The organism is Collinsella tanakaei (assembly GCF_030373545.1).
Taxonomy (GTDB): domain Bacteria; phylum Actinomycetota; class Coriobacteriia; order Coriobacteriales; family Coriobacteriaceae; genus Collinsella; species Collinsella tanakaei_C.
In genome coordinates, this window is the sequence record NZ_JAUDCO010000007.1 from 18,891 (window position 1) to 39,258 (window position 20,368).

Below are 20,368 nucleotides of genomic sequence, written 5' to 3' on the forward strand. Positions count from 1 at the left end.
GTTTATGCGTTTTTTTACACCCTTATTGGTATATCTATATACATATTTGAGACTTTTCGTCAAAATAGCAGGTAGATAGCTATATGCGCAGGTATTTACTACTATTCGTACAGGATAAAGAAAACCGTTACCGGATCATTCCGCACCGCTGACCGAAGATAGCATGTAATATCGACCCATTGACGATGCACTTTACCTGCTTAATCGCGCATCATGTCAGCTTACATATCCTCATAGATTCTTTTGTACGCATATTGGCAACTTACTATTAAACCCGCAGTACGAACGGCCCGCATGTGAAAAACGGCAGCAGGCGGGCATACAGGAAGGGGTTTCAAGCAATGGCAGAACTCTCTCTTGAACACGTGGGAAAGAAATACCCGAACGGTTATGAGGGCGTTAAGGACTTCAACCTCGAGATCGCCGACAAGGAGTTCATCATCTTCGTCGGCCCCTCGGGTTGCGGCAAGTCCACGACCCTGCGCATGATCGCGGGCCTGGAGGACATCACCTCAGGCACCCTCAAGATCGACGGCCGTGTGGTCAACGACGTCGAGCCCAAGGACCGCGACATCGCGATGGTGTTCCAGAACTACGCGCTCTACCCGCACATGACCGTCTACGACAACATGGCCTTCCCGATGAAGCTGCGCAAGGCCAGCCCCGACGAGATCGACCGCGCCGTCCGCGAGGCCGCGCGCATCCTCGACCTCGAGAAGCTGCTCGACCGCAAGCCCTCCGCGCTTTCCGGCGGCCAGCGCCAGCGCGTCGCCATGGGCCGCGCCATCTGCCGCGCCCCGAAGGTCTACCTCATGGACGAGCCGCTGTCCAACCTCGACGCCAAGCTCCGCGTCCAGATGCGCGCCGAGATCTCCAAGCTCCATGACCGCCTGGGCGCCACCATCATCTACGTCACGCACGACCAGACCGAGGCCATGACGCTCGGCACGCGCATCGTCGTCATGAAGGACGGCGTCATGCAGCAGGTCGACACCCCGACTAAGCTCTACTCCGAGCCCTGCAACCTGTTCGTCGCCGGCTTCATCGGCAGCCCGCAGATGAACTTCATCGACGCCACCGTGGGAGAGGCCGCCGGCAAGGTCACCCTCACCTTCGGCGCCAACACCATCACCCTGCCCGACGCCAAGGGCAAGGCGCTCAAGGACCAGGGATATGTGGGCAAGGTCATCGTGCTCGGCATCCGCCCGGAGGACGTCGTCGACTCGAATGAGCATCCCGCCGACCGCAACCTGTCCGAGACCATCGACGCGACGGTCACCGTCTACGAGCTGCTGGGCTCCGAGGCCATGATCTATGCCGACGTCGACGGCGGCGCCATCTCGAGCCACGTCTCGTCCACCAACCCCGCTCGCGTCGGCTCCCGCATCAAGGTCGCGTTCGATCTGGACAAGATCCATGCCTTCGACAAGCAGTCCGAACTCGCCATCGTTCACTAGTCGCAAAGGAAGGCACCCGATATGCTGAACAAGCCTATTTCACGCCGCTCGCTTCTGGGGCTCGGCGCTGCGGGAGCGGCAACGCTGCTGTTCTCCGGCTGCGCCTCCGAGCGCGCCGACGGCAAGATCGAGGTGGAGATCGTCAGCTACAAGCAGGAGGCCGTGAGCATCTTCGAGCACCTCATGGAGGAGTTCAACGCCACCCACGACGACATCTACCTCAACATCACGAGCCCCGCTGACGCCGTGACCATCATGAAGACGCGCTTCGTGCGCGAGAACTACCCCGACGTCATCGGCATCGGCGGCGACGCCGACTACGCCAGCTTCGTGGACTCGAGCATCCTTGCCGACGTGTCCGACTACGAGGGCATGGCCAACGTGCAGGACGCCTACAAGGACATCCTGAAGAGCGTGACCTACATCCCCATGGATGGCATCTACGGCGTGCCGTATGTGGCCAACGCCGCCGGCATGCTCTACAACAAGGATATGTTCGAGGAGAAGGGCTGGACCATCCCCGAGACCTGGGACGAGATGATCGATCTCTTCGACGAGATCAAGGCCGAGGGCGAGGTCCTGCCCATCTACCTGGGCTACCTCGATACCTGGACCATCCTGTCGCCGTGGAACTCCATCACCATCAACATGGTGCCCGCCGACCACTGCCGCCAGGTGAACGCCGGCACGGCGAAATTCGCCGACTTCTACCGCAAGCCCGCCGAGCGCATGCTGCAGTTGCTCGACTACGCCGAGGACGGCCCGTTCGCCTACAGCTACAACGACGCCTGCACCGCCTTCGCGCGCGGCCAGGCGGCCATGTACCCCTGCGGCTCGTTCGCCGTGCCGCAGATTCTGTCGGTGAACCCCGACATGAACATCGGCATGTTCGCCATGCCCTCGGCCGACAACCCCGACGACCGCATCGTCGTCTCCGGCGTCGACCTGCAGTGGTGCGTGGCCGAGACCTGCGAGCACAAGGACGCCGTCTACGAGGTCCTCTCCTTCCTGAACGAGCAGGAAAACGTGCAGACCTACATCGACGACCAGCGCGCGCTGCCCTGCTCCGAGGGCGACTATGAGCTCGACCCGCTGTTCGACGACATCAAGACGTTTTTGGACGCCGGTCAGGTCCTCGACTACCTCGACCATTCCTACCAGTCCTCCATGGCCTGCGACGCCCAGCTTCAGACGATGCTGCTCAACGGCGACATCGACGCCTTCCTGGAGAAGTGGGACACCGACTGGCAGCGCTACAACCGCAACGTCATCCGCAAGGTACAGGAATACGAGAGCCAGCAGTAAGGAGGACGCGCTATGGCAAGTACGGCCGCAATCGGGTCGAACCGCAGGAAGACCTTCATGGCGATTCTGATCCCGGTCCTGGTGCTTTTCTGCGCATTCAATACGTTCCCGCTCATCACGGGCTTTTTGTACAGCTTCACCGACTCCAAGGGCTACGGCGCCTTCAACATCGTCGGCATCCAGAACTACATCGATATGTTCAGCGATACCCGTATCCTGAACTCCTACCTGTTCACGTTCAAGGTGGCCATCGTCGCCACGCTCGCCACGAACGTCATCTCGCTCATGCTGGCCATCGGCCTTTCGAGCAAGATCAAGTTCAAAAGCGCGCTGCGCGGCGTCTACTTCGTGCCCCGCATCCTGGGCGCCCTGGTCGTCGGTTACGTGTTCAGCTACTTCTTCACCTACATCGTACCGGCCATCACCGGCGGCGAGTCCATCCTCGCCAGCACCGAGTGGGCCTGGGTGGCCATCGTGATCGTCGTCGTGTGGCAGGCCTGCGCGCAGACCACGATCATCTACATCACCGGCCTGTCATCGGTGCCCGAGGACGTCTACGAGGCCGGCGCGCTCGACGGCGCCACCGGCTGGGACAAGTTCCGCTACATCACGTTCCCGCTCATCATGCCGAGCGTCACCACCAACATGGTGCTCGTGATGAAGGACATGCTGATGGTCTTCGACCAGATCGTCTCGATGACCTCCGGCGGCCCTGCCCAGTCCACCGAGTCGATCTCCTACCTCATCTACAACAACGGCCTGTCCGGCGGCCAGTTTGGCTACCAGTGCGCCAACGCGGTGATCTTCTTCATCCTCATCGCCGTGGTCTCCATCCTGCAGACCAAGTTCTTGAACAGTAAGGAGGAGCAGCTCTAATGGCTAAAGACAAAGTTAAAGAGCGGGTGAACTGGCCCGTCACCATCCTGCTCATCATCGGCCTCATCACCATCATCTTCCCGCTGTACATGGCGGTCGTCATCGCCTTCAAGGACCCCTCCGAGATGACGAACGACATCGCCGGCATCCTGTCGCTGCCGAGCTCCTGGAGCCTCGACAACTTCATCCAGGCCATCCAGGTCACCGACTTCTTCCATTCGTTCATGAACTCGCTGATCATCACCGTCGTGGCTGTCGTGGCGTCCATCCTGGTCCACAGCCTCGCCGCCTATGCGATCGGCCGCAACATGGACCACAGCCGCGTCTTCAAGGCGTCCTACTACTTCATCATCGCCGGCATGTACGTGCCCTTCGCGATCCTGATGATGCCGCTCGTCAAGCAGACCGCCGTGATGCACCTGGACAACATGGTCGGCGTCATGCTCCTCTACATCGTGTTCTACATGCCCATGAACATGATGCTCTACACCGGCTACCTGCGTAACATCCCCATCGCGCTCGAGGAGGCCGCGCGCATGGACGGCGCCTCCACCTGGAGCACCTATTGGAAGGTCATCTTCCCGCTCATGAAGCCCATGCACGCCACCGTCGCCGTCATCACCGGCCTGGCCGTGTGGAACGACGTCATGACGCCGCTCGTCATCATGGGAGGCCAGGGCGTGAACACCCTGCCGCTCGCGCAGATGAACTTCCAGACCGCGTTCTCCACCAACTACAACCTGGCGTTCGCCTCCTACCTGCTCGCCATGCTCCCGATGATCATCTTCTACATCATCGCGCAGAAGCAGATTATCGGCGGCGTTACCAACGGTGCGGTCAAATAGCGCTTATGCGACATGACCTGCACATAATGCGACATATGCATAGCAAATGTAGCTTATAACCCCTTCGCCTTGGGTCCCGTTCGCGGGACCCAAGTGCCGTAAAATACCAGCCGCGCGGCTCCGATGTCGCGCGATCCCGAACCCAACCAGAAGGAATCGAGCGAGAACGATGCCCATTCTCTTCGACGAAACCACCCGCACCTTCACGCTGCACACGCGCAACACGACCTATCAGATGCAGGCGGACCGATTCGGCTACCTGCTGCACCTGTACTTCGGCGCCCGCGCCGACGGCACGATGGATTACCTGCTCACCTATGCCGACCGCAGCGGATGCTGCGCGAGCCCGCACGAGGCCAAGACGCGCACGTACTCGCTGGACGTCCTGCCCCAGGAGTTTCCCTTCCAGGGCAACGGCGACCTGCGCAGCCCCGTGTTCGTCATGCGCGACGGCGAGGGCGCGTTCGGATGCGACCTGCGCTATGCGCGCCACGAGATCCGCGCAGGCAAGTACGACCTGCCCGGCTTGCCCGCCGTCTACGCCGACGCCACCGCCGACGGGGCGCAGACCCTGTCGGTGACGCTCGCCGATGCGCGCTGCGGCGTCGAGGTCGAGCTGCTGTACGGCGTGCTGCCCGAGCTCGACATCATCACGCGCGCGGCGATCGTGCGCAACACGGGAGCACAGCGCGTGGTCGTCGAGAAGCTGCAGACCGCCTGCCTCGATTTCGTCCACGGCGACTTCGACGTCATGACCTTCAACGGCCAGCACTGCATGGAGCGCAAGCTCGACCGCCACGAGGTGCGTCCGGGGTCGTTTAGCGTCGGCAGCCGCCGCGGCCAGTCCTCGCACCAGTACAACCCGTTCATGATCGTGTGCGACCGCGACGCGACGGAGACGGCGGGCCGCGCCTGGTCCCTGTCGTTCGTGTACAGCGGCAACTTCAAGGCCGAGGTCGAGCAGACCCAATACCAGCAGGTCCGCATGCAGATGGGCCTGTCCGACGAGCTGTTCTCCTACCCGCTCGCGCCCGGCGAGCAGATCGTGGCACCCGAGGTCATCATGACCTACTCGGATCGCGGTCTTGAGCGCATCTCGCACAACCTGCATCGCTGCATCCGCACGCACGTGTGCCGCGGCGCCTGGCGCGATCGCCCGCGCCCGATTCTGGTCAACAGCTGGGAGGCGCACTACTTCGACTTCACCGGCGACGAGCTGGTGCGCCTCGCCTCCAAGGCCGCCGAGCTCGGCATGGACATGCTCGTCATGGACGACGGCTGGTTTGCCGAGCGCAAGGACGACTACCGTTCGCTCGGCGACTGGACCGTCAACGAGGAGAAGCTCGGCGGCACGCTGGGCAAGCTCATCGAGCGCATCAACGCCCTGGGCATCAAGTTTGGCATCTGGGTAGAGCCCGAGATGGTCAACGAGGACTCCCGGCTCTTCCGCGAGCATCCCGACTGGGCGCTTGCCGTGCCGGGCAAGCAGCCCGCGCTCGGGCGCGACCAGCTCGTGCTCGATTTCTCCCGCGCCGAGGTGCGCGACAACGTGTTCGAGCAGATCTGTCGCGTGCTCGACCAGGGCAACATCGAGTACCTCAAGTGGGACTTCAACCGCAGCCTCGTCGACATCTACTCGCATGCGACCGCCGATCAGGGCCGCGTCGTCTACGATTACTACCTTGGCCTGTACGACGTGCTCGAGCGCCTGGTCCAGCGCTACCCCAACCTGCTCATCGAGGGCTGCGCTGCCGGCGGCGGACGCTTTGACGCCGGCATGCTGCACTACACGCCCCAGATCTGGACGAGCGACAACACCGACGGGCACGACCGCATGACCATCCAGTACGGCACGTCGTTCGGCTATCCGTGCTCCACCATGGGAGCGCACGTCTCGGCCTGCCCCAACGAGGTCAACGGCCGCACCGTGTCGCTGTCGGCGCGCGGCCTTATCGCCATGGCGGGCGGCGGCTTCGGCTATGAGCTCGACCTGCTCGAGCTGCCCGAGCGCGCCTGCGAGCTCATCCGCGAGCAGATCGAGCGCTACCGCGGCATGGAGCGCATCGTGCGCGAGGGTCTGTATTACCGTCTGAGCGATCCTGCGACCGCAGACCTGTACGCGTGGGAGTTCGCCGCCGAAGACGGCTCGGAGGCCGTCGTGAACGTCGTGGTCGCGCGCGCCGAGGGCTACGGCGAGGCCAAGTACGTCGTGCCCCGCGGCCTGGACCGCACCGCGCGCTACCGCGAGGTCAACTCCGGCGTCGTGTACCCCGCAGCCGCGCTTATGGACATGGGCCTGCCCCTGCCCGTCGGCTCGGCGCTCTACATGGCCCGCAGCTACCACTTCGAGCGCGTGGACGAATAGACCGACATGGCGCGCGCCCCGAAGGGCGGGACGCCACATTGTGCCCCCGGGTTTGTCTCACGAAGCGACCTCTATCTGAGACAAACCCGTGGGCACAAGTTGGGGCCGGGTTCAAACGTGTCGCGACACGTTTGAACCCGGCCCCCTTCTGTCGCAACAAAGCGCTCCGTGTCGGGGCATCGAACACGGAGCGCGATGGAGAGAGGGATATGCGAATCGATCAGAGCGCGTCGATGAAGCGCTCCTGCGCCGCGCGGCCGGCTTCGTCCCACTTGAACACGCCGGCGTCGGCGAGCACGTGCCCGAAGACATCGCTCACGCCGTCACGGATGACCTGATCGGCGGTATCGGCGGTGATGTCGGGATGCGCCTCGGCGAGCTCGAGGGCCCATGCGGCGTGCGACGCCGTCAACGGGTCGGCCTCGAGCTCGGCGGCAAGCGCCGCATCGTCAGCGGCGCCTGCGTGGGCCAGCAGATGCTCGCGCACGGCGGCCAGCTCGTCCACCAGGCGGGGCGGCAGGATGGCCAGGCCCATGACCTCGATGAGACCGATGTTCTCCTTCTTGATGTGGTGCCACTGCGCGTGCGGGTGGAACACGCCCAGCGGATGCTCGTCGGTCGTGATGTTGCAGCGCAGCGCCAGGTAGAGCACGTAGGAACCGTCGACCTTGCAGGCCACCGGCGTGATGGTGTTGTGGCGCACCGTCTGACCGTCCTCGGACGTCTCGGCAACGACGCCGACGGCGGCGTCCGAGTAGCCGCGCCACACGTCGAGCACGTGCGCCGCCGCGTCGAGCAGCTGCTCACGGTCGGCGCTCGTCAGGCGCAGCACGCTCATGGGCCAGCGCACGACCTCGCAGGCAACGCGGTCGTAGCCCGGGATCGCAAACGCGCTCGCCGCAGGCGCCTTCATCATGGGGAAGACGTGCCGCCCGCCCTGGAAGTGGTCGTGCGACAGAATCGACCCGCCCACGATCGGCAGATCGGCGTTGGACCCCACGAAGTAGTGGCCGAACAGGTCGACGAAGTCGAGCAGGCGCGCCATGTTCTCGCGGTCGACGTGCATGAGGCGATGCTCGGCGCTCATGGCGATGCAGTGCTCGTTGAAGTACGCATACGGGCTGTACTGCAGGCCCCAGTGCTCGCCTCCCAGCGTGATGGGCAGGATGCGCAGGTTCTGGCGGGCCGGATGGTCACCGTGGGCGTCGTCGACACCGCGGCCCGGATAACCCTCGTTTTCCATGCAGAGCTGGCAGGCGGGATAGACGTCGCCCGTTGCCTTGGCGGCACCGGCCGCCGCGATGGCCTTGGGGTCCTTTTCGGGCTTGGAGAGGTTGATGGTGATCTCGAGCTCGCCCCACTCGGTGGGAGACGTCCAGGCGATGTTCCGGGCGATGGCGGCCTTGCGCACGTAGCGGCTGTCGCAGCTCATCCGGTAGAACCAGTCGGTCGCCGCCGTCGCGCCGTACGCGCGGTACAGGCTCGCAAAGGTACGCTCCACCTCGGAGGGACGGGGCATCAGGATGTTCATGACGCGCGTGGCGATGCGATCGGCCCCCGATGGCGTATCCTGCTCGCATCCGTTGGCGACACCGGCCGCCGCGATCCGTCCGATTACGCCCTCCAGGTCAAAGTCGGCGTCACCGGGAGCGGCGGCGACGGGACTGTCGACATCCAGATGGGACGTGGGCGACGTCGCGTACGCGGCGGCAAGGTAGACCTGCGCATCGGGTGCGGCCGGACCCTTGGCGCCGATCGCCTCGAGCACCGCGTTGTGCGCCCACACCGCATCGCAGGGGTGCAGCAGGCCGCAGCGCACGGCGTAGCGGACGAGCTGCTCGATGTCGGCGGCGAGCGCCGTCGCGTCGTAGGTCGTCTCTACAGCCATGCCGCATACGCCCCCTCGGACGCGATGCGATAGGTGCGGCAGTTGCCCTCGCCCAGCCATGCATCCATGCCGGACACGAAGCGGTCGACCATGTCGAGCGGCACGAAGGCCTGGATGGACCCGCCGAACCCGCCGCCGTGGATGCGGACGGCGCCGGCATCGCCCAGCAGGTGCTCGGCGAGCGCGAGGGCGACCATCGCGGGCTGGTCGTTGCCGCCGCACGAAACGTTTTGCAGGTACATGCCCGAGCTCGCGCCGGAGCGGCGGGTGAGGTCGAGGAAGGTGTCGATATCGCCGGCACAAAGGGCGTTCCAGCGGTCGATGACCAGGCGGTTCTCGATGTAGTAGTGCAGCGCGCGCAGCACGGGGCGGTCGCCCAGCTTGGCGCGCAGATCGACCACGCGCTCGTCAAACGCCTCGACCGGCACGTCGCACAGGCGGGTCTCGCCAAACTCGGCAGCCACCGCCTGCATCTCGCCGGGCACGGCGGCGTAGTCGGCCGTGCTCACGCTGTGGTCGGTGCCCATGTAGGCCAGGCACAGCGCATAGCCCTTGTCGGCAAAATCGAAGTCGAGCTTCTCGGAGACCGGGTGCGCCGGATCGGAGAAATCGATGTGCGCGATACCGCCGAGCGCCTCGGACAGCTGATCCATAAGGCCGCAGGGCTTGCCGAAGTAGATGTTCTCGGCGCGCTGAGCGGACTGGGCCATGGCGGTCGGGGTCACGGGGTCGCCGGGCCACAGCGTCTCCATCACGCGGCCCACGGCGAGCTCGAGCGCGGCGGACGACGAAAGACCGCTGCCGCCGGGGATGTCGCTTTTCATGACGAGATCGAAACCGGCAACCTCGCGTCCGGTCGCCGCGAGCTCGGCAGCCATGCCGCGCACGAGGCCGGCGGTGCTCACCTGCTCCTCGGGGCGCGGAGACACGTCGGACAGGTCGATCTCGAAGGGCTCGTACCCCTCGCTCGCGACGCGGACGCTCGTCGTGCCGTTAAGCGCGGCGACACCCTCGATCGCGACGTCGAGGGCGCCCGCGACCACATGGCCGCCCTCATGGTCGGTGTGGTTGCCGGCGATCTCGCTCCGAGCCGGAGCGTGTACGTACGCCAGCTCGCGTCCTGCGCCGAATTGCTCGGCGAAACGGTCGAGAAGCTTGGGATCGGGCGTGCTCATGGCTGGACTCCCTTCCTGCGGGCGAAGGGCCGCAAGCGGGCTCTCCGCGTCCTCGCGATGCCGCGCAGACGCATGCCCCCGCCCACGCGACCCACCTCGTGTTTCCCATTGTGCGGAAATGTGAGGTTTTGTTATATCGTCTCCTCGACTGTAGCATAGCGCCAACCCGCAGACCCGCATGGTTTTCCCGCTCTTTATAGCGATTGGCGCAGATGAACATCTGGCGTTTGCCAAAACGGTAGACTTATCAATCTACCTGCATTTATAGAAATGTCATCCAGATTCAGCGCACCGAGATTCGAACATTTTGCCACCCCCCCATCTGATTGAACGTGAGCACGGCGTGAAGCGGAGCCGCTTGCAGCGCGAAACCGACCGTTCATCCTCATATTGACCGACTATGTTCAATCATGTTCAAATATGTACGAGGTGATCGAACATGCTCAAGGCACAGCGACAGGAACAGATCGTCCGGCGTCTCGCCCAAGAGGGCACCGAGTCGGTGGGATCGATCGCATCGGCGCTCGGCGTATCCGAGATGACCATCCGTCGCGACCTTGAGGAGCTCTCCGAACGCAAGATGGTCGAGCGCGTCTACGGCGGCGCGCGCCTCCCCCGCACGCTCGCCGACACGTTCGGCGCCGACGGCATCCCCGTTCCGCGCGAGTACAGCCACGCCGAGAAGCGCCATCTGCACATGGAGGAGAAACGCCGCATCGCCCAGCGCGCCGTGCGCCTGATCGATGCGCACGACACCATCTTCCTGGGCGCCGGCACCACGGCCGAGCAGATGGCCGACTGCCTGCCCGCCGTCCCGCTGCGCATCGTCACCAACAGCCTGTCCATCTTCAAGCGACTCGAGCACGACGCCAACGTGGAGCTCTACCTTGTCGGCGGCCTCTATCGCCGGCAGACCGGCTGCTTCGTCGGCGGCATGGCCGAGGACGCCGTCGCCCCGCTCGGCATCGACAAGGCCTTCATCGGCACCAACGGCGTGGCGACCGGCTCGCTGTTCACCGCCGATATCGACGAGGGACGCCTGCAGCGCCTGGTGCTCGACAAGGCCCATCGGCGCTACGCCATCGCCGACGCCAGCAAGATCGGCCGCCGCGACTTCTACGCGTTCTTCCGCCTGATCGACCTATGCGCCCTGATCTGCAGCGGCGAGATCGACCCCGCCCACCGAGCCGAAATCGAGCAGCAGGTCGACATCATCGAGGCCTGATGCCCTAGCCGACCGTCGGCACCAAGAACGGCTCGCGGTCGCGGATGCGCTCATCGGGAACGTCGAAGATGTAGCCGCCGCATGCGTTTATCACGACCGTCCCGCACGGATGGATGAGCGTTCGCGCGACGCGGCCGTAGTTTAAGTGCACGTGCCCGTGAAGCAGGTAGGCGGGGCGCAGCTTGTCCACGTAGTAGTCGAAGCACGCAAAACCCCGATGCGGCAGGTCGTCCAGGTCGCCATAGCCGCGCATCGGCGCGTGCGTGACCATGATGTCCACCCCGCCCGTGGCGCGGGCGAGCAGCGCCAGCTTGCCGGTACGCGCGCGCATCTGCTTCTCGGTGAAGCCGAAGACGCGGTCGTTGTACCTCATCGATCCCCCGACCCCCATGATGCGGATGCCGTGGAAATCGCACAGCTGCCCCTCGATCGAGATGCATCCCTGGGGCGGGCGCCGCTCGTAGTCGGCATCGTGGTTGCCCCACACGTAGAGCAGCGGCACGTTGGCCAGGGTCACCACGTGCTCGAGATAGGTCGCCGGCAGGTCGCCGCAGGATATGATGAGCTCCACGCCCTCCAGGCGCGCACGGTCGTAGCGGTCCGTGAGCCACGACTCCTCGACGTCGGAGATCGCAAGGATCTTCATCGCACGGTCCCGCGGCGCGCCGCCGCGATCGGGTCGATCGGGATGACACCGCTGACCGAGACCTCGTCGAGCGCGCGCTCGGTCAGCTCGCGCTCCTCGGGCAGGCGGCCGACGATGTTTTGGTTGAGCCAGGCCATGCGGGCGATCTCGTCGCTCGACAGCCGCTGCGACCCGCGCGGCTGCACGAGACCCGTCTGGCTGACGAGCTCATCGGCGAACGGATGGGTATGCCCGCCGAGCATGCTCTGCTTGAAGATCTCGACCAGGCTGCGCTGGCGCGCCGGGACGACGTCGGCCACGTGCACGTCCATGACGCCCGACGACAGGCCCCACCAGTAGTTGAGGGCCTTGTCCCGCAGCTCATCGCCCTCGCGGCGCCACGAGTCGTCCCGGATGGAGCGGATGATGCGCTCGTAGTAGCGACCCCACCCCCACACCGGCTCCGCGAGGTGCACATGGGTGCCGTCATGCTCCACCATGTACAGCCCCCAGTCCTCGTCGGGTCGCTGGGGACTGGGCACGTCGCGTGCGCAGACGATGTGGACGTCGGTCTCGGCGAGCTCGCGACGCCAGTCGTAGTCCTTGGCGGAGTACCACTTCAGGTAGACGGTCGCATGGGGATCGATGGTCTGGACACCCACGGCAAACGCGTTGATGCCCGCCACCGTGCCATATACGGGAGAGTCGGCGACGTAGCCCACGCGATGGTTGTCCGACAGGCTCGCCGCGAGCACGCCCAACAGAAACTTGACCTCGTAGGTCTTGGTCGCAAACGTGCGCACGGCGCTATGCGAGAGGCTCACCGAGCAGTTGAGTACCTTGAGCTGCGGATAGGCGACAGCGGCACGCAGCGCTTGGGGCATCTGCGTGGGCACGTTGGTCACCACGAGCGCGTCACCTGCCGCCGCCGCGGCCTTGACGGCGGCATCGAAGGCGGCATCGTCTTTGCAGTCGAAAAACGCCGTCGTCTCCACCATGCCGCCGAACGCCCGCTCCAGCTGGTGCCTCCCCTGCTCGTGCGCGACCGCCCAGCCCGATGTCTCGGGGCTGCGCTCGTAGATGAACGCGATGCGCAGCGGCTTGGCGGGACGGGTCTTTTTGTACAGCCCCTTGAGGTCGGACAGGATCGAGCCGCGTTCCGGCTCGGACGGATGCTCGAGATAGGCGATGGGTTCCGCGCTCGCCGCCACCCGCAGCTCACCCCAGATGCGGGCAAGCCGGTCGGCGATCTCGGCGGGAGAGCCGCATACCGCCAGCTCGTAGCCGTACAGCCTCACGTAGATGAGGAACGCCTCGCCGGCGGTCAGGTCGAGCGCCTCGCCGTTGCGTGCGGCAAAGGCGACAGAGAAGCTCGCGAACGCGGAGTCGAGCGTCCGGACATCATCGTCGGGCCAGGGCGTTTCCAGATCGTGCCCCGCCAGCAGCGCGAGGCGCTCGTAGGAGCCCTCCTGCGCCATATCGATGCCGTAGATGGGGGCGACGCGGTAGAAGCGCAGGAATTCCTGGTAAATGCGCCATTCCTTCGAATCGGCGGGCATGGGCAGCACGCGCGTGACGGACGCGGTGATGGTCGGCGCGCCCACGAACCGCGAGACGGAGACGCGCTTGTTGCCCTCCTGCACGTAGAAGCGCTGAAGGTACTCGTACACGATAATCGGCTCGCGGATGCCCTCGGCGCGCTGCGAATCGATCAGCGCGCTCCACTTGGCGGCAAACTCGGAATCCTCTTCGAGCAGCGGCATGAAGTCGCGCGAGAAGGAGTTCTGGCGACCCTGCGTGCGCGTGCCGGCGATCAGGGCCAAGTCGATCTCGCGAACCCCCAAGGGCACCTCGCCCTGATAACCGCGGTCCTTGAGGATGTCGCTGAGCGCGACGGGATACGGATAGCGGCCGGACGCCACATCGCGCTGAACCTGGCGCTGGCCGAGCTTTCTCGCCTTGCGGTAGTCTTCGATCATGGGGCTTCCTCTCGCCGCGCGCCGAGCGCGCACACGTTTTGCCCCATTATCCGTCCCTCGGCGCATGCGCGGCGCGGGCGCGGGCAGGCCGACAGAACTCCTGCGCATCTCATATCAAAATGATAGGGAAACCCTGCGAAAACCTATCCTTGTGGGTTATTTCCCGTGACCCTATGCGCGGCGCGCAAGGCGCGCGTGGAGCACGCCGACGAGCGCGGCGACGAGCGCGGGCACAATCCAGCCCAGGCCCATGTCAGCCAGCGGCAGGGCGTCGAGGGGAAGCGCGGCGGCCGGAGCGAAGGCGTCGCGCAGGGCGCACACCACGCTCACGACCGCGGTGACCCCGACCGTCCAGGGCCAAACCTGACGCGCGCGATCGCAGGCGCTGTGGAGCATCCCCATGACGACGAGCACGATCGCCACCGGATACAGCGCCCCCAGCAGCGGAACGGAGAACGCAAGGATCGCATCGAGGCCGAAGTTCGAGACGACGCACGAGAAGACGGCGAAGGCGAGCGCGCACCAGCGGTACGGCAGCGCCGGGATCTCCTGCGAGAAATACGTGCCGCAGCAGCTGATGAGGCCGATGCAGACGTTCAGGCACGCCAGCAGGAAGATGGCGGCCACCACGATCGTGCCCACCGCACCGAAATGCGCCGTCGCCGATGCCGTCAGCACGGCGGCGCCATTGGTGGCACCGGCGGCGATCTGCGTCGCGCTCACGCCCACGTACGTCAGACCGCAGTAGATGAGCACCATGAGCACGCCCGCGATGACGCCCGCGCCCGAGATGGCGCGCGCGAGCGGACCGGGTTCGGATACGCCCATCTCGCGGATGTTCGTGGCGATGACGATGCCGAACGTGAGGGAGGCGAGCAGGTCCATGGTCTGGTAGCCCGTCAGGAATCCCTGCACCGCCGCCACGCCGTCGTAGGGCGCCTGGGGAGAAGGCGGCTGGGGCGCACCCGTGACAAGCGCGGCGCCGGTCACGACGACGATGAGGGCGATAAGCGCAGGGCCCGTCACGCGTCCTAGCAGGCGCGTAAGGCGCCCAGGATGCATGGCGAGCAGGTACGCAAGCGCGAAGAACGCCACGGAGAAGGCGAGGCGCGCCGTCTCGAGCGAAATGCCCGCCGGAATCAGCGGAGCGAGCATCTCAAAAGCCGTCGACGAGGTGCGCGGGATGGCAAGACAGGGGCCGATCGCCAGATACACCGCAGCGACGAAGATCGTGGCGAACAGCGGGTGCACGCGGCCGGCGAGCTCGCGCACCGTTCCGGCGAGCGCGACCGCGATGATGCCCAGCACGGGAAGGCCGATACCGGCGACCAGAAAGCCCGCGGCTGCCGGCACGGTGCTCGTACCGGCCTGCAGGCCCAGCAGCGGTGGAATGATCAGGTTGCCCGCCCCGAAGAACATCGAGAACAGCGTGATGCCCACGAGCAGCATCTGTCGCGGATTCAAAGCCTGCTTAGCCATATCGCTCCTTACGAAGAGCCGTCCCGTGCCCCGGGACAACGCGGGTCCGCCCCCGGCGGAGGGCGGACCCGCTTGATGTTGCAGCATATGCACTATGCGCCAAGCGCCGCCCGCACGCAAGGGGTCGACGCGTCAGCGGACCTAGGACTTCTTGAGCGTGTAGTGATCGGTGAACTGATCGTTCCACGTGTTCTCGAAGACGCTCTCCGCATCGATCTCGATGCGCGCGCCATAGGAATAGTCCTCCATGCGGCCCGTAAGGTTTATGCAGGACTCCTCATAGGCGCCCTCGATGTCAAGGCGGACCCCGAACGTGTCCTCCTCCATGTCCCACGTCGCCGTGACGTCGTTGAAGGTGAGCACCTGATCGCCTTCGACGGTATCGGCGTCGGAATCAAGCCCGTCATGGCCGTGATAGACGAGCTTGACGTCGAACTTCATCTGGCCCGTCGTGTCGTTCACGCTTTTCAAGGTGAGCTCGATGGGCTGGTCGGCGGCGGCATAGCAATTGGCGGAACCGTACGTCGCCTCCGTCTTGCTCAGCTCGCCCGTCCAGGTTCCCACAAACGTCTGGGGACGCGAGAGATCGGGCTCCTCATCCGCTGCGGCATCGGCGACCGCGGCGGCATTGCGCTCGGCGTCCTCGTCGGTTCCCACGGTGACGCCCTCGCGCTCGGTCTCGCTATCGGCCTGGGACGCCTCGTCCTGCTGCTTCTCGGCCTCTTCGCTGAGCTCGTCGATGCGGGTGTTGAGCTCTTGGATCTGCTGGTTCATGAGGTACCACACGCCGCCCGCCGTACCGCCCACGAGCACGGCGGCCACGAGCACGGCGGCGATGACCTTGGGCGCCGCGGATTTGCCGGCGGCGCGACGCGCGTCCTTGTACGCCTGCTTGGCCTGCTTCAGATCCGCATTCGCACGAGCGCGGGTATCGGTCCCGAAGCCGTCGGCAGCGGGCTGAGGCTGGGGCTGGACCGGCGCGGACTGCGCGTAGCCGTACGAAGCGGCAGCTGCCTGGTCATGCGGAGCCTGAACGGGCGGTTGAGCGACGGTGCGGTCGACGGGTGCCGGGGCGAGCGAAGCGCCGCACGTCGTGCAGAACTTGGCGTTATCGGCGAGCGCGGCACCGCAGTGGGGGCAATTCATATTCGAGCCTTCCTCTAGCGAACGCAGCGGAAACACCCGCCGCGCCCCTCTCGAATCGATACCGCCCGAGGGGAACGGGCGCAGCTCAATCATACTCGCACCCGAGTGCAGCCATGTTGCACAACTCGGACATCGGCGCGCGCGGTGCGAATATGAAGGCACGCGTCGGCGGCCGACGGCCGGCTTTTCGCACCTTGCGCAACACCGCGGGGAGCACGGCGTCTATCATGCATAGCAAGACATCGGCGCCGCGCAGCGCACGAAGCAACGGAGGACGGCATGCTGAGCGATCGCGACATCGAAAACATCCCCGCGACGTCGGACGACGCGGCGCAGAGCACGCCCCCTGCGGACGATACCCCCTGCACCGTCGTCACCTTCGACACGTTCGACACCGCGTTTCCCGTTCAGACGGGCAGCGAGAGCCAGACGCGGCGTCGTTTCATGACCCTGCTCGTGCCCGAAGACGGCGAGCGCGCCAGCGGAGCGATGGGATACGTGTGCCGCGCGCGCAACGTGCGCGGCGAGCAGTTTGCCCTGAAGCGTCTGCGCAACGTGACCGCCGGAGGAACCTGGGACAACGAGCGCATCACCGCGGGACGCATCGCCGCGTTTCGCGAGGAGTACCGCAACCAGCTCGTCCTATCCCACCTCAAGGGCTTCCCCGGCCTGTACGGATACGGCACGATCGATGGCTCGCCCGCCATCCTCATGGAATGGGTCGAGGGCAAGACGCTCAGATCCGTGCGCCACGCGCTCGAAACCGAGCAGGGCCCGCACGGACCCCGCGTTCCCGCGCGCACGGTCGCCGCGCTCGGCATCGCCGTACTCGACGTGCTGTCCGTCGTCGAGCATCTCGACCAACGGCTCGTGCACCGCGACATCTCGCCCAACAACATCATGCTGCGCACCCGCGAGCTGAGCATCGAGCAGCAGGCGGAAAGCGGCGCCTTCGACGTCTGCCTCATCGATTTCGGCAGCTCGCGCCTGGTGGATCCGGGCGGCGGAAGCACCTTCACCATGGTCACCGACGTCTGGCGCAACGGCACGCCCGAATATGCCGCGCCCGAGATGCTCACGCACGACATCCCCGGCCTCGACGAGCTGCGCGCCTCGCCCTCCATCGATATCTATGCCCTGTGCAGCGTGCTGTTCGAGCTCTACGCCGGCCACACGCCGTTTCGCGTCTCCCAGCGCACGGGCATTTCGCCCTACCTTGTCAAGAAGGATGCCACGCCCGAGCTTCCCGACCTGCGCCGCGTTGCCGACGCCGGCCTCATGAACGCCATCGTGGCGGGCATCAGGCCCGCTCAGGCCGACCGCATCGGTGCCGCCGAGCTGCGAGACCGTCTCGCCGCATGGCTCGAACAACAGGCGCGGTCCGACGGAAGGGCAAGCAGCGAAAGTACCACCGCGCCGGTCGTCGTCGGTGACGGAGCGGCCCCCGACGCCGCGGTCGCCGCCGCGCGCGCCCTCGCGCTTGCCGCTGAGGCGTCGCGGGGCGCCGCACACTGGGAGGCGGCCGAGGACGGGCAGACGGCACCGGCCGCAACGCACGCGCCGGTCCCGAGTCGCCCCGCACCTGCACCGGCCGCAGCACCTCCATCCGCGTCGATGTATACGACGCCGGCGCCGCAACCGGGTACCGGGGCCGTCTACGGCGGTGCCGCCCAACCGACCGGTGCCGACCGGCACCAGCACGCGGTTTCGAACGCGCCTGTCGCCGCGGGCGGCGGACGACCGGTGTCGCGGCGCGTCTTTACCGGCTGCGGCGTCGCCCTTGCCGCCGGCCTGCTGTGCGCGGGCGTCGGCTGGGGTGTCACCCAGGTCCTCTCGGGCATGAGCGGCACGTCTGAATCCCACGACGACGCCGATGCGCCCGATACGGACGACAGCGAGCAGCAGGCGGTCGAGCCTGTCGTCGCAACCGATACCGGCGGCGCGCTGTTCGCCGCCCAGGATGCCGACAGCAAGCTGTGGGGCTTCGTCAACACGGACGGCGCCTGGATCGTCAAGCCGACCTTCGACAAGGAACCCGGGCCGTTCGTCTCCGATCTCGCCTACGCCTTCGATCCCGAGAACGGCTACCTCGGCTATATCGACCGGACGGGCGCATGGGTGATCGAGCCCACCCTTGCGGGTGCCGGAACGTTCGTCAACGGCCTTGCCGCCGCTCGCGAACGCACCTCTCAGCTGTGGGGCTATATCGATACGAACGGAACCTGGGTCATCAGCCAACAGTTTGCCGACGCCGGCGACTTCTTCGATGGCCTCGCGCCGGCCAAGCAGCCCGAGGCGCTTGCCGACGACGACCGCGTGCGCTACGGGCAGCTCTGGGGATACATCGACACCGCAGGCGAATGGGCAATCGACCCGCAGTTCAGCGAGGCGGGCCCCTACACGGCCGACGGCGTGGCCGCCGTCGCGCGCACGATGTCGTCATGGGGCTTTATCGACCGCGCGGGCAACGAGGCGTTCAGCGGCACTTGGAACCGCGCTGACGCCTTCACCGAGGGGCTCGGTGCGGTCATGGACGGCACGACGGAGCTCTGGGGCTACGTCGACGATCGCGGCAGCGAGGTCATCGAGCCCCGCTTTGTCGAGATCGGCCCCTTCAGCGATGGGATCGCCCCCGCCGAGGACGCCGATTCCAACCTGTGGGGCTTCATCGGAGTCGACGGGCAATGGACCGCGGAGCCGACGTTTGCGCGCCTGGGATCGCTTCGCGACGGCGTCGCACCGGCCTGCGATGCCGACTCCAGTCTCTGCGGCCTGGTCGACGCAGAGGGCACCTGGGTCGTCAAGGCGCAGTTTGCCGACATCGCGTTCGATGCGACCGCACTGGTCTATAAGGACAGCGAAGCCTAGCAGACGACGAGGGATACCGAAAGGGGGTGCAGCAAGCTGCGCATTCCCCTTACCGCACCCCCAAGCCAAGCTTCGCGCCGCTACTCCGCCAGCTCGAGCACGAGGAAGCGCGTCGACGCCCCGAGCACGAGCACGTCGCCGGGCAGGATCTCGCAGGGTTCAGGGCGCCATCCTGCGCCACGGCGCCGCCGCGGCGGCTCGATGACGCGCGTGCCCCGGTCGTCGCCGGACACCACGGCGGTTCCGTTGGTCGAGTCCAGCCCCTGGGCGTACCAATGTCCTCCTTCGCGCCAAATGCACAGATGGCGCCGCGAGACGTCGTTCTCGACATCCACGATCGCATCGCCGTCCGCGGCGAGCGAGCCGATCACCGTGCCCTCGGCGCTACACGACAGCGGGTGCACCGCCCCCGTCATCTTGCCGCCCACCACGCGGGCGAGCCCGAGTCTCATGTCGGCCTGCTCGATCGGGCGCTCCCCCAGCCCGAGCTCCACCGTCTGCGTCGAAAAGCCGCTGCCGAGCTTCTCGATCGCGAAGCGCTCGGCAAGCTCCACGGCGCGCACCGGGTCGCCCAGGCATGCGGTCGCCATGAACAGCAGCACATAGAGCGTGCAGCGGCTCTGCTCGCTCGCAAGGCGCACCGAGGAGATGCGGTCGAGCGCGTTGGCGTACAGGGTGTCGTTAATGCCCCACGCGCGCAGCACGGCGCAAAACTCGCCGGCCGTCTCGCGCGCGTAGTGCTCCTCGATCCGTATGCGCGCGCCCGTACCCAAGCGGGCCACCATGCGCCCCGATACGGCCTGGGCCGACACGTCGAAGGGCACGAAGAACGTCGCGGGCAGATACCCCGGATCGGCGTGCACGATCTCACGCGACAAAAACGTGCGCTCGTCGGCGCGGTCGCGCGGCGAGACGCCCTCGAGGATGGGACGGTCGGTGAGCACAATGCGCGCCACATCGCGGTTGCTCAGCCCGGCAAAGCACTTGAGGTCGGCGAACATATACGAACTCGGCGTTGCGGTCTCCACGGCGCGCCCCCTGTTTCTCCTCGTCATGCGGATTTCCCATCCGATTATACGGCCGACAGCGTTGCCCATGCGCCACAGACGCCCTGTCCGCGACATGCGGCGCGCAC

14 protein-coding genes are annotated in these 20,368 nt (G+C 65.9%); 7 read left to right on the forward strand and 7 right to left on the reverse strand.

Annotated elements, in window-relative coordinates:
- Window positions 1-341 precede the first annotated feature (341 nt).
- From QUW00_RS07130 to QUW00_RS07150, 5 genes are all read left to right on the forward strand, one after another.
- Window positions 342-1,457 (forward strand): ABC transporter ATP-binding protein, encoded by a 1,116-nt coding sequence (locus tag QUW00_RS07130; RefSeq protein WP_289613693.1) that lies wholly within the window; start codon window positions 342-344, stop codon window positions 1,455-1,457.
- Between the two features lie 21 nt (window positions 1,458-1,478).
- Complete coding sequence (locus QUW00_RS07135; protein WP_289613694.1) at window positions 1,479-2,762, forward strand: ABC transporter substrate-binding protein; 1,284 nt, start codon at window positions 1,479-1,481, stop codon at window positions 2,760-2,762.
- A 12-nt stretch (window positions 2,763-2,774) separates the two neighbouring features.
- Window positions 2,775-3,638 carry a carbohydrate ABC transporter permease gene (locus tag QUW00_RS07140; RefSeq protein WP_289613695.1) on the forward strand — a complete coding sequence of 288 codons (864 nt, stop codon included), beginning with the start codon at window positions 2,775-2,777 and terminating at the stop codon, window positions 3,636-3,638.
- Window positions 3,638-4,483, forward strand: a complete 846-nt coding sequence (locus QUW00_RS07145) for a carbohydrate ABC transporter permease (protein WP_289613696.1) — start codon at window positions 3,638-3,640, stop codon at window positions 4,481-4,483. The genes QUW00_RS07140 and QUW00_RS07145 overlap by 1 nt, the downstream gene beginning before the upstream one ends.
- Window positions 4,484-4,652: 169 nt before the next feature.
- Window positions 4,653-6,848 (forward strand): alpha-galactosidase, encoded by a 2,196-nt coding sequence (locus QUW00_RS07150; protein ID WP_289613697.1) that lies wholly within the window; start codon window positions 4,653-4,655, stop codon window positions 6,846-6,848.
- Window positions 6,849-7,068: 220 nt separating this feature from the next.
- Here QUW00_RS07150 and QUW00_RS07155 read toward each other — a convergent pair whose 3' ends face one another.
- Both QUW00_RS07155 and QUW00_RS07160 read right to left on the reverse strand, forming a co-directional pair.
- Window positions 7,069-8,736 carry a UDP-glucose--hexose-1-phosphate uridylyltransferase gene (locus QUW00_RS07155; RefSeq protein ID WP_289613698.1) on the reverse strand — a complete coding sequence of 556 codons (1,668 nt, stop codon included), beginning with the start codon at window positions 8,734-8,736 and terminating at the stop codon, window positions 7,069-7,071.
- Complete coding sequence (locus QUW00_RS07160; RefSeq protein WP_289613699.1) at window positions 8,727-9,911, reverse strand: galactokinase; 1,185 nt, start codon at window positions 9,909-9,911, stop codon at window positions 8,727-8,729. Before QUW00_RS07160 ends, QUW00_RS07155 begins: the two co-directional genes overlap by 10 nt.
- A gap of 439 nt (window positions 9,912-10,350) precedes the next feature.
- Between QUW00_RS07160 and QUW00_RS07165 the strand changes: the two genes are divergently transcribed.
- Window positions 10,351-11,136 (forward strand): DeoR/GlpR family DNA-binding transcription regulator, encoded by a 786-nt coding sequence (locus tag QUW00_RS07165; RefSeq protein WP_289613700.1) that lies wholly within the window; start codon window positions 10,351-10,353, stop codon window positions 11,134-11,136.
- A gap of 4 nt (window positions 11,137-11,140) precedes the next feature.
- Here QUW00_RS07165 and QUW00_RS07170 read toward each other — a convergent pair whose 3' ends face one another.
- The 4 genes from QUW00_RS07170 to QUW00_RS07185 all read right to left on the reverse strand — a co-directional run bounded on the left by QUW00_RS07170 (window position 11,141) and on the right by QUW00_RS07185 (window position 16,365).
- Window positions 11,141-11,782, reverse strand: a complete 642-nt coding sequence (locus tag QUW00_RS07170; RefSeq protein WP_289613701.1) for a metallophosphoesterase family protein — start codon at window positions 11,780-11,782, stop codon at window positions 11,141-11,143.
- Complete coding sequence (locus QUW00_RS07175; RefSeq protein WP_289613702.1) at window positions 11,779-13,740, reverse strand: BMP family ABC transporter substrate-binding protein; 1,962 nt, start codon at window positions 13,738-13,740, stop codon at window positions 11,779-11,781. The genes QUW00_RS07170 and QUW00_RS07175 overlap by 4 nt, the downstream gene beginning before the upstream one ends.
- Before the next feature lie 171 nt (window positions 13,741-13,911).
- Window positions 13,912-15,219 carry a branched-chain amino acid transport system II carrier protein gene (gene brnQ, locus QUW00_RS07180; RefSeq protein WP_289613703.1) on the reverse strand — a complete coding sequence of 436 codons (1,308 nt, stop codon included), beginning with the start codon at window positions 15,217-15,219 and terminating at the stop codon, window positions 13,912-13,914.
- Window positions 15,220-15,360: 141 nt separating this feature from the next.
- The gene (locus QUW00_RS07185; RefSeq protein ID WP_289613704.1) at window positions 15,361-16,365 is read right to left on the reverse strand and encodes a zinc ribbon domain-containing protein; all 1,005 of its coding nucleotides are present in this window, start codon (window positions 16,363-16,365) and stop codon (window positions 15,361-15,363) included.
- A gap of 279 nt (window positions 16,366-16,644) precedes the next feature.
- Between QUW00_RS07185 and QUW00_RS07190 the strand changes: the two genes are divergently transcribed.
- Window positions 16,645-19,233: a WG repeat-containing protein gene (locus QUW00_RS07190; protein WP_289613705.1), complete on the forward strand. Its 2,589-nt coding sequence runs from the start codon at window positions 16,645-16,647 to the stop codon at window positions 19,231-19,233.
- Between the two features lie 80 nt (window positions 19,234-19,313).
- Here QUW00_RS07190 and QUW00_RS07195 read toward each other — a convergent pair whose 3' ends face one another.
- The gene (locus QUW00_RS07195) at window positions 19,314-20,261 is read right to left on the reverse strand and encodes an FHA domain-containing protein (RefSeq protein WP_289613706.1); all 948 of its coding nucleotides are present in this window, start codon (window positions 20,259-20,261) and stop codon (window positions 19,314-19,316) included.
- Window positions 20,262-20,368: the final 107 nt, after the last annotated feature.

Coding starts and splice junctions, on each gene's coding strand:
- QUW00_RS07130 (WP_289613693.1), top strand. CDS start 342: ATGGCAGAACTCTCTCTTGAACACGTGGGAAAGAAATACCCGAACGGT.
- QUW00_RS07135 (WP_289613694.1), top strand. CDS start 1,479: ATGCTGAACAAGCCTATTTCACGCCGCTCGCTTCTGGGGCTCGGCGCT.
- QUW00_RS07140 (WP_289613695.1), top strand. CDS start 2,775: ATGGCAAGTACGGCCGCAATCGGGTCGAACCGCAGGAAGACCTTCATG.
- QUW00_RS07145 (WP_289613696.1), top strand. CDS start 3,638: ATGGCTAAAGACAAAGTTAAAGAGCGGGTGAACTGGCCCGTCACCATC.
- QUW00_RS07150 (WP_289613697.1), top strand. CDS start 4,653: ATGCCCATTCTCTTCGACGAAACCACCCGCACCTTCACGCTGCACACG.
- QUW00_RS07155 (WP_289613698.1), bottom strand. CDS start 8,736: ATGGCTGTAGAGACGACCTACGACGCGACGGCGCTCGCCGCCGACATC.
- QUW00_RS07160 (WP_289613699.1), bottom strand. CDS start 9,911: ATGAGCACGCCCGATCCCAAGCTTCTCGACCGTTTCGCCGAGCAATTC.
- QUW00_RS07165 (WP_289613700.1), top strand. CDS start 10,351: ATGCTCAAGGCACAGCGACAGGAACAGATCGTCCGGCGTCTCGCCCAA.
- QUW00_RS07170 (WP_289613701.1), bottom strand. CDS start 11,782: ATGAAGATCCTTGCGATCTCCGACGTCGAGGAGTCGTGGCTCACGGAC.
- QUW00_RS07175 (WP_289613702.1), bottom strand. CDS start 13,740: ATGATCGAAGACTACCGCAAGGCGAGAAAGCTCGGCCAGCGCCAGGTT.
- brnQ (WP_289613703.1), bottom strand. CDS start 15,219: ATGGCTAAGCAGGCTTTGAATCCGCGACAGATGCTGCTCGTGGGCATC.
- QUW00_RS07185 (WP_289613704.1), bottom strand. CDS start 16,365: ATGAATTGCCCCCACTGCGGTGCCGCGCTCGCCGATAACGCCAAGTTC.
- QUW00_RS07190 (WP_289613705.1), top strand. CDS start 16,645: ATGCTGAGCGATCGCGACATCGAAAACATCCCCGCGACGTCGGACGAC.